The sequence below is a fragment of the Herbaspirillum lusitanum P6-12 genome (assembly GCF_000256565.1).
Taxonomy (GTDB): domain Bacteria; phylum Pseudomonadota; class Gammaproteobacteria; order Burkholderiales; family Burkholderiaceae_D; genus Herbaspirillum; species Herbaspirillum lusitanum.
Map to the genome: position 1 here is coordinate 1 of NZ_AJHH01000015.1, position 7645 is coordinate 7645.

Below are 7645 nucleotides of genomic sequence, written 5' to 3' on the forward strand. Positions count from 1 at the left end.
GCTCCGGCGCCGGCGAAAAGCTCAACCGATCTCATTGAATAACTCCATCTATGCAATATTTAATTTTTATCGAGCAGTTTAACAGTTGCCGCATGCCTTAGCCCCTCAAGTCGGGAGAGCTGTAACGCTTACTTGAACGCGACGTTTCAAGGTATTTACCTAGAGTAGTTGGCGTCTCAACCAGCATCAGTTCCATCCCTACTGCGGCAAGAACCGCCATCAACTTACGACTCCCGAACTCTGATGTCCGACCTCGTTCGAAACGAGACAATGACTCAGCGGTGACCCCGCTCTGCGCAGCAACATCCAGCTGCTTTAAGCCCAGTGCACGGCGTCTGGTGGCTACTTCCGCGCCAATCTCTTGTAGTGTCCGCATACGACACCTCTTACTAGTAGAATGTGAGACGTCATTATTGACGTATACATCAAGATTTACAAGAAAAGATTATGGCTTGTGCTTAGCAACTGAACACGATGACTAAGCTCCAAATCACGCTGTCGCCATAAACACCAAGCTCCGATGGATTAAATTCAGCCTGAACAACAATCGCACGAACATACGCTTTGTTGAACTGTTCTTGTTGCGTCCCCAAGCCCATCCTTATCCCTCGTTTTTTCTCGCTCCGATGCTTGGCTTCGCCCACATGCAAATCTCACCCATGCCTACTTCTACCATTGGTGAATTTCGCTATGGGAGCGCATGTGCTCGTCTCTAATTATTATTTCGACTGAATATAGCGAAACAGCATCGCTGCCCGAGCTCATTCAGCGATTGATTGCAGTTCTTTTTAGACATATATCACAAGTATGAATTGAGCGATGTTCGCTCATTCTGCCTGCATAAGTCAGACATCTTAAAATTCAGGAGCCCCATATGTCGTCTTTACTCAATTGCCCATACTGTCAGTCCATCAGAATCATCACACATAACCATGCCCGCAGAGCCGGCGGCGCAATTGGCGCTGCTGCTGGCGCTGTTGGTGGCGCGACCGCCATTGTAGGTGGAGCCGAAACCGGCGCTACCTTAGGCATGGCAGCAGGTCCTATTGGCGCCATTTTCGGGGGCTTGGCTGGCGCGCTGATGGGTGCAATGCTCGGGGGCGCAGCTGGCTCTGTAGCTGGCGCTACCGCCGGCGAGACAATCGACAAACTCATTCTCGACAACCACGAATGCCTGGAATGCGGTTTCGTCTTTAGCAAACCGTAGCCATATCCCCCACACCCCCTCAATCGATTCATCCAACTCACCACTTGCCACCTAGACCACTGCCACACAGTGCGTCGCAGGTGGCTTTTTCTTTTTAAGGAATACGCTTATGACACATCTCATCAGCTCGATGGCTTACACAAATGCCCCACCTTGGCATGGCCTAGGGAATCGACTAACAGAAAAGCAGCCCATTGACGTCTGGGCCAAGCAAGCAGGAATGGACTGGAAGATCAGACAGTCTCCCGTGTACTACAACAGCCAACATCACACTGGCGTGCTTTATCCCGAACATCAGGTACTGTTCCGCTCCGATACTGAACAAGCCTTATCTGTTGTATCGAACCGCTACCAGATTGTGCAGCCACGTGAGATTTTGGAGTTCTATCGAGACCTGACTGAAGCCGGTGGCTTTGAGATGGAAACGGCTGGCGTTTTAAAGGGAGGGCGCAAAGTTTGGGCTTTGGCGAAGACGAACCAATCGGCAGTCTTCAAGCGTAATGATGTTGTCAATGGCTACCTGCTGTTGGCAACGGCTTGCGACGGCACCTTGGCGACCACTGCGCAATTCACTAGCGTGCGTGTCGTTTGCAATAACACCTTAGCCATTGCTCTCGCCAATGGCGCTAGCGCCGTTAAAGTCCCTCACTCGACCGCCTTCGATGCCGATACCGTGAAGAAGCAGTTGGATATCTCTGTTTCCAGTTGGGATCGCTTTGTCTATCGCATGAAAACTCTCTCGGAACGGAAGGTAAACAATACGGAGGCGCAGAAATTTATAGAACGGCTGTTTAACGAAATGGATAGCACCGCCAGCACTGTCAAGAAAGCCAATGAGCGCGCCATGAAGAAGGTTATGGCGCTCTATGACGGCAGCGGCAGGGGCGCGGAACTGAGTTCGTCGAAGGGAACGGCATTTGGATTACTCAATGCTGTGACGGAGTTTGTCGATCACGAGCGCCGCGCTCGCAATCAAGACTATCGCCTTGATTCGGCATGGTTCGGCACGGGTGCTCATCTAAAAAGCCAGGCATTGCACCAAGCGATGGCTTTGGTGACTTAATACCAAACTGCAAAGCTCGAATACTTACACACCAGATGTCACTTGCGAGTGGTCGAGCAAATCTGCCATTTCAACCCCGAGAGCCAAAGCAATTTTCTCAATATTTCGCAAAGAAATATTTCGTTCGCCGCGCTCAACCGAGCTGATGTAGTTCGGGTGCAGGTCGGCGAGCTCAGCGACTCGCTCTTGTGTGAGCTCCTTCGCTTTACGGATACGGCGCACGTTGGCGGCAAAGAGTATCTGGACGTCCAGCTTTTGAGTTTGGTTCGGCATTGCCGAAGTGTTACGGGATGCCTTCCATCAATCCACACACTTTGAGTTTGGTTTAATATAATAACCAAACCCAAAGTGTTATTTTTAAATTTACCTTCTTTACCGGCGGTCTCGCCGCTGATTCGATTTCAAATCATTATTATTTTGCAAAGGAAAACAACTTGAAAAAATCATTACGCATCCTAGCCCTGATCAGCGCCATTAGTGCATGCACGGCGTCTTATGCTGGCGAGGCGCCCTTTGATGTCACTGCGCATGTCGAACAGGGCGTAGGAGTTGTTCAACTCCAGGCCGTGACCGACCAAGTCGTGCTTACTGGCTACAACATCAATCGCGGCAATTGCAAGACCAAGCTTGGCGGCATCTACCCGCTTCCGCTCACCTTCAAATACGGTCAAGGTGTCAAACTCTTTGCGTACACCTGCAAGGTCAAAGAGGTCATCCTGAACACGAACCAGGGCAACTACACCTATACATTGCAATGACGGGATCACCATCGACCCACATCACATAGAAAGAAAATCTGAACATGTTTAATTTCAATGCAGTTACACGTCCATTTACAGCTAGCCTCGTCACCAGCGCTTTGCTCTGCCTGAGTTTTAATACTCACGTTCAAGCTGCTGACTACAAGAACACTCGTGCCTACAAAGATGCCTTTACGTGCGGCAAGGAGTCCCTTCAGTCCGATCCGTCTGGTAACTCTACGGTTTCTTATTGCATCGGCAATTCGCGTGACCCATCCAAGGTTGAACTACAGGCATTCAAAGACGCCGTCGCAACCGGGAAAAACGGAAATCCGAAAAAGCCAAGCAAGTAATAGAAGATTTGGCTAAGTGCGCTTCGCCATTTCATTCACTCCGGATACCGCACCAGCGGTATCCGGGCTGTGTATGGTTCGGGATCTCAAACAGCTTCCCGGTCGACTCGCCTATATTTTTTATTCTTTATACGTACGACAAAGAAGACAGATCTTTCCATTGAATTTAGCCGTGACCCGCCTTACAGGCGGAGAGTATATCGAGATGTTTCATGTAGACAAGAAAAAAAGGCGGCTTCTTACCTACAACAAGGCTGCGGCCGGTGTTCTTTATAGCTTTGAGTTTATCTCTGATGCTTGCGGCGTAAAAAAGACCTGCGAGAAAAGTGAGATTGGGGATAGGCCGAATAGCCTAGTGGAAATTACAGTGAAAACACTTGAGAATAAGAGATGACTTACTCGAAGACGCACTTTTTCTGAAGATCTCTATGACTTCAATAAAATGGCCGTGTGGAGAAGATGTTCATTTTTAAGTGAGTAGATGCGGTTTTTAAATGTACGCAATCGACGGCATAAGCGGGTCGTTTCGACCGATAAAAAGCCCGCGAAAATGGTTGGCAACCTGTACCGGGCGCAAGACGAAGCGATCGAGTTGGTGGAGCTGGCGGAGCCAAGAACCGGAAAGAAGGCCAGCGATGACGGTCCGGTGGCCACGGTGTGCGCCGGCCAGAAAAAGTAACGGACGGCTGCCGCTGAGGTCGGTTCAGCTCAGCGTATTGCCTGGCGCCACAACTGTATCGGCCGCGACGTCATGTTGCGTCTGCAATACCGAGCACACTTGCAGGTTGAGCTCAACGAACTCTTCCCAGGTGTGACGCTGCGCGTAATGCAGGGTGTATTGCAGATCAACCCGGCAGATGTCTGGCCGGTCGTCGTAAATGGAGCAGGCTTTGCGCGGCGCATCGTAGTACCGGCACACGCCATCGCCGCGGTCGAGGAAACGGGTCTGTTCGGCGAGATCGACGTGCTGGCAGCATAGGCCGCACTGCTGGCAAGGAAAGCTGGGCATATGGAAGGTGTGTGAGTCGGCCGGCCCGCAGCTACCCTGCGGCAGCGGCGAACCGGCGGCGTCGGACTTATGCGTCGACGGATTCCTTGATCTGCAGCAGGCGCTTCTCGGTGGACAGCACCAGGTTGCCGTCCGCATCGAGCAGCGGCGTATCTATCATCGCCTTGAGCAACTGCGCGAACTTCACCGACTGCATCACCGTATCCTGATGTTCCCGCGAGAAGCTCGGATAATGCGTGCCTTCGCCCTCGATGATCTTGCGCAAGTCATGGACGGCCCGTCGCAGATGCGTGCTCACGCTGGAAAACACCTTGTTGGCCAGGGTCGCGACCTTCTCGATGGCTTCCAGCTTGCTTACCGTCAGGTCTGCTTCTTTGGAGAAGGTGCGTGCCTGGTCCATGTTGCTGCGGGCGGTGTTGAGCGCCGACTCGGCCTTGTTACCCATGATGTGTCCGAAGATGGCAATGGCCGGGCCGGCGACCATGCCGCCCAGCACCATCGCGCCCATGGCGACGCCGCCGCCGCCAGCCGCCAGGCTGCCGCCGCCCAGCCAGGCCAGCGTGGCGTTGGTGGCGGCTGCTCCCGACAGCGTCGAAATCGCCGTGCCGGTGCTGGCGGTGGCCAGCAGCATCGTGCCGTTGTAGGCGCCGAACGCCAGCGCGGCGCCGCCGCCCAGGCCCGCACCCAGGCCCAGTCCGGAGTTCATCAGAAGTTCGTACTCGTTCTTGAGCTCCTGCAGCGAGTGAGAGGAGAAGTCGCCCAGGTTCAGCTTGTCGAGCTCGGTCGAGTGCGACAGCGACACTTCCTTCAAGGCGCCGAAGACCTCGATGAAATCGGGGATCACGCCGTTGAAGGCGCGCAGCTTGCGGTCGCCGTAGTCACTGATGACGGCGTTGGTGGTTTTGCGCTGCTCTTCGACCTGGTGGATGGACGCGTTGACGATCGACTGCGCGCTGCCATTCAAGTCGCTGGCTTCGCTATGGTCCATGGCGCCCTTGACGCCCTTGACTACGCCATACAAGGCGCTGCCGCCGGCGATGACGCCCAGGATGATTGGTATTGGCATGGTGGTCCCCCTTATTCCAGAATGATTGAGATTGTCTTGGCCATTTCCACGTTCATGGTCTTCGCACGCTCCATAAGGTCGTCAAAGATGAAATCGTCGAATTGGTAGTAATGCTGCACTTCCTTGAGCAGCGACCATTCGATGCCGGTGACGACGCCGTTGGACAGCGCGAGCAGCATCAGCTCGAACAAGATCAGCTTCGGCACCGACGGCAGGTCGAACTTCCTGCCCTCCATTATCTCTCGCATGACCGATGCGGCCGCCTCCAACCGGAGCGCTGGATCTTCAGTCTTGTGCACCGGAATCCGCTTCATCTTCTCAAGGAATAGTGTTTCAGGACTGTCCTTGAACATGCCCGCCATGGCGCCAATTACACTGTATTTCTGTTGTTTGGCTGGCTCCACGATGAGCGACGAACCGCTCATTTCTTCGATGAGCTCGCTTTCTATTGCTCCTTTCTGGATGGAGATCTTGCTCAAATCGGTCTCCGACGTGAGTTCATCCAGGGTCTTGCCATCCCACAGGATGGGTTTATCGGAAATGGCCAGCAGGTTCGCGAGTTCGAGCAGGTAGTTCTTGTCGAAGTCCGACAACATCTTGGTCAGCATGGGACGGGTATTCCTTTCTTGTGAATGCGGCGCCCGGCCGCGACAGTTCGGGTGAATCCTGGTTACAGCGTTAGGGGGAGATCAGACAGCATGAATGCATCGAATTCGCTCTTGGTGCCGAATTCCAGCTGCTTGCCTAGTAAGGCGGCAAAGCGGTTGACGCTGATAGCGATCTCGTCGCCATCTGTGTTGACCACGGAGAGCGACAGCGATAGTTCGCGTACGGCCGATTGCAGCGCGGGAATCTCTGTGGCGGTGAAGGCGTCGAGCCGCGCCTGTTCCTCGGCGATACGCTGGCGCGCGGCTTGCTCGATGATGCGCGTGCGGGCCAGCAGCTCGCGCGACGCCTGCGCCTCGCGCGCGGCGTCCACCGCGCTCTGGTAGAACAGGTTGGACAGGGTGCAGCCGATCATGCCGCCGATGGCGGCGCCCACGAACGGGATCGGGATGGCGATCTGGCCCACCATGCCCATCATGCCGGTGGCGAGCATGCCGCTGCCTTTCTCGCCGATTTCCATGAGGAACTGCGCTTCGTCGATCTCGCCCTTGACGTAGCGCTTGATCGAGCTGCCTAGTGCAATGCAGGCGCTTAGCGCCAGCGCCGGTGCGCTGGTGCCGGCCAGGTTGCGCATGGCCTGGTTGCCCGACTGCTGCATCACGCTCTTGATAGCCGAGCCGGTGGCGGCGGTGGCGTAGCCGATGGCTGCCGCCTTCGCGGTATCGCCGGCGACCGCGATGATGGCATCGGCGGCATCTGCGTCGCCTTGCGCGAACTGATAGCCGTTCTGCACCACTGAGATGCAGGCGCCGATGATGGCGCCGTACTTGGCGCCTTCCATGCCGGCCTGATGACTATTTTTCGCGATGTCGAGCGCGGTAGCCAGCTCCGGATGGAGCCGGTAGAAAATGGCCTGCTCAGTGGTGAGGCCGCTGTCCACGACATTGTCGGCCAGTTGATCATAGTTGCGCGCGGTCTCCTCGAGCCTGGCTGCGGCCTCGGCATTGCCCTTGGCCTGCGCACTCGCGGCGTTTTTTCTCAGAGTGGCAGCTTTGTCGCGGCAGAATTGCGCAGCATCCTTGTATTGCTCGGACGGGAGCTCCAGCTTGGCCCCGCGGTAGCGGCAGAATTTGCCGTCAGGCTTGGCAATATCGTTGAACAGCTTACTTCGGTCGCCGACGAACTTCATCTGCGACTGCGAGCCGTCAATGATCTCGCCGTCGAGGATCCGCACGCGATCCACCACGGGATGGTTCTTGCCGAATTGTTCAAGGTCATCCGAGCGCGATGCGCGCACCTTGCTGCCCGAGATGATGAATTCGGAGTTGTCCTTGGCGGTTGCGGCTACCTCTGCCGAATAGCCGGCTTGTTGCTTGATGTTCTGTTCGGCGTATTGCGCATTGATCTTGTTCTTGAAGATGCCGGCATGGCTCTTGGCAAAGTGAATCGGCTCCTTGGCCGCGTTGTCGACGCCACGCAATGCCTTGACGAATTCGGCGCTGGCGTCGCCAAAGCGACTGACCGTCTCGCTGGTCGACAGTGCTGCGCCGGCGTCGGCGACGTTCTTGAATACCGATGGCGCCTTTTGGAGACGATTCGTC

At 55.1% G+C, this 7645-nt stretch carries 13 protein-coding genes; 7 read left to right on the forward strand and 6 right to left on the reverse strand.

What is annotated here, in order from left to right; translation table 11 throughout:
• Positions 1–97 precede the first annotated feature (97 nt).
• Both HLUSI_RS34860 and HLUSI_RS32245 read right to left on the reverse strand, forming a co-directional pair.
• Entirely contained in the window at positions 98–376 is a 279-nt protein-coding gene (locus tag HLUSI_RS34860) for an XRE family transcriptional regulator (RefSeq protein ID WP_083830773.1), read from the reverse strand.
• 82 nt (positions 377–458) lie between these two features.
• Complete coding sequence (locus HLUSI_RS32245; RefSeq protein WP_157137707.1) at positions 459–644, reverse strand: hypothetical protein; 186 nt, start codon at positions 642–644, stop codon at positions 459–461.
• Positions 645–874: 230 nt separating this feature from the next.
• Here HLUSI_RS32245 and HLUSI_RS0100560 point away from each other — a divergent pair, with 230 nt between their 5' ends.
• A complete protein-coding gene (locus HLUSI_RS0100560) occupies positions 875–1207 on the forward strand; it encodes a hypothetical protein (RefSeq protein WP_016832101.1) in 333 nt (110 codons plus the stop codon).
• A 109-nt stretch (positions 1208–1316) separates the two neighbouring features.
• On the forward strand, positions 1317–2270 hold the full coding sequence (locus HLUSI_RS0100565) for a DUF932 domain-containing protein (RefSeq protein WP_016832102.1): 954 nt from the start codon (positions 1317–1319) through the stop codon (positions 2268–2270).
• A gap of 24 nt (positions 2271–2294) precedes the next feature.
• Here the strand turns inward: HLUSI_RS0100565 and HLUSI_RS0100570 are convergent, their stop codons facing one another.
• Positions 2295–2543: a helix-turn-helix domain-containing protein gene (locus tag HLUSI_RS0100570; protein ID WP_016832103.1), complete on the reverse strand. Its 249-nt coding sequence runs from the start codon at positions 2541–2543 to the stop codon at positions 2295–2297.
• A 161-nt stretch (positions 2544–2704) separates the two neighbouring features.
• Between HLUSI_RS0100570 and HLUSI_RS32250 the strand changes: the two genes are divergently transcribed.
• The 5 genes from HLUSI_RS32250 to HLUSI_RS33745 all read left to right on the forward strand — a co-directional run bounded on the left by HLUSI_RS32250 (position 2705) and on the right by HLUSI_RS33745 (position 4342).
• On the forward strand, positions 2705–3028 hold the full coding sequence (locus HLUSI_RS32250) for a hypothetical protein (RefSeq protein ID WP_157137708.1): 324 nt from the start codon (positions 2705–2707) through the stop codon (positions 3026–3028).
• A gap of 44 nt (positions 3029–3072) precedes the next feature.
• Positions 3073–3363, forward strand: a complete 291-nt coding sequence (locus HLUSI_RS32255) for a hypothetical protein (protein ID WP_157137709.1) — start codon at positions 3073–3075, stop codon at positions 3361–3363.
• A gap of 16 nt (positions 3364–3379) precedes the next feature.
• On the forward strand, positions 3380–3757 hold the full coding sequence (locus HLUSI_RS26340; RefSeq protein ID WP_157137710.1) for a hypothetical protein: 378 nt from the start codon (positions 3380–3382) through the stop codon (positions 3755–3757).
• Positions 3758–3913: 156 nt separating this feature from the next.
• On the forward strand, positions 3914–4042 hold the full coding sequence (locus HLUSI_RS34585) for a hypothetical protein (protein ID WP_269147393.1): 129 nt from the start codon (positions 3914–3916) through the stop codon (positions 4040–4042).
• A 72-nt stretch (positions 4043–4114) separates the two neighbouring features.
• Positions 4115–4342, forward strand: a complete 228-nt coding sequence (locus tag HLUSI_RS33745) for a hypothetical protein (protein ID WP_238533883.1) — start codon at positions 4115–4117, stop codon at positions 4340–4342.
• A gap of 97 nt (positions 4343–4439) precedes the next feature.
• Here HLUSI_RS33745 and HLUSI_RS0100595 read toward each other — a convergent pair whose 3' ends face one another.
• From HLUSI_RS0100595 to HLUSI_RS0100605, 3 genes are all read right to left on the reverse strand, one after another.
• Positions 4440–5438 (reverse strand): hypothetical protein, encoded by a 999-nt coding sequence (locus HLUSI_RS0100595; RefSeq protein WP_016832108.1) that lies wholly within the window; start codon positions 5436–5438, stop codon positions 4440–4442.
• 11 nt (positions 5439–5449) lie between these two features.
• Positions 5450–6046 (reverse strand): hypothetical protein, encoded by a 597-nt coding sequence (locus HLUSI_RS0100600; RefSeq protein WP_016832109.1) that lies wholly within the window; start codon positions 6044–6046, stop codon positions 5450–5452.
• 62 nt (positions 6047–6108) lie between these two features.
• A partial coding sequence (locus HLUSI_RS0100605) for a hypothetical protein (protein ID WP_016832110.1) occupies positions 6109–7645 on the reverse strand: 1537 nt, incomplete at its 5' end.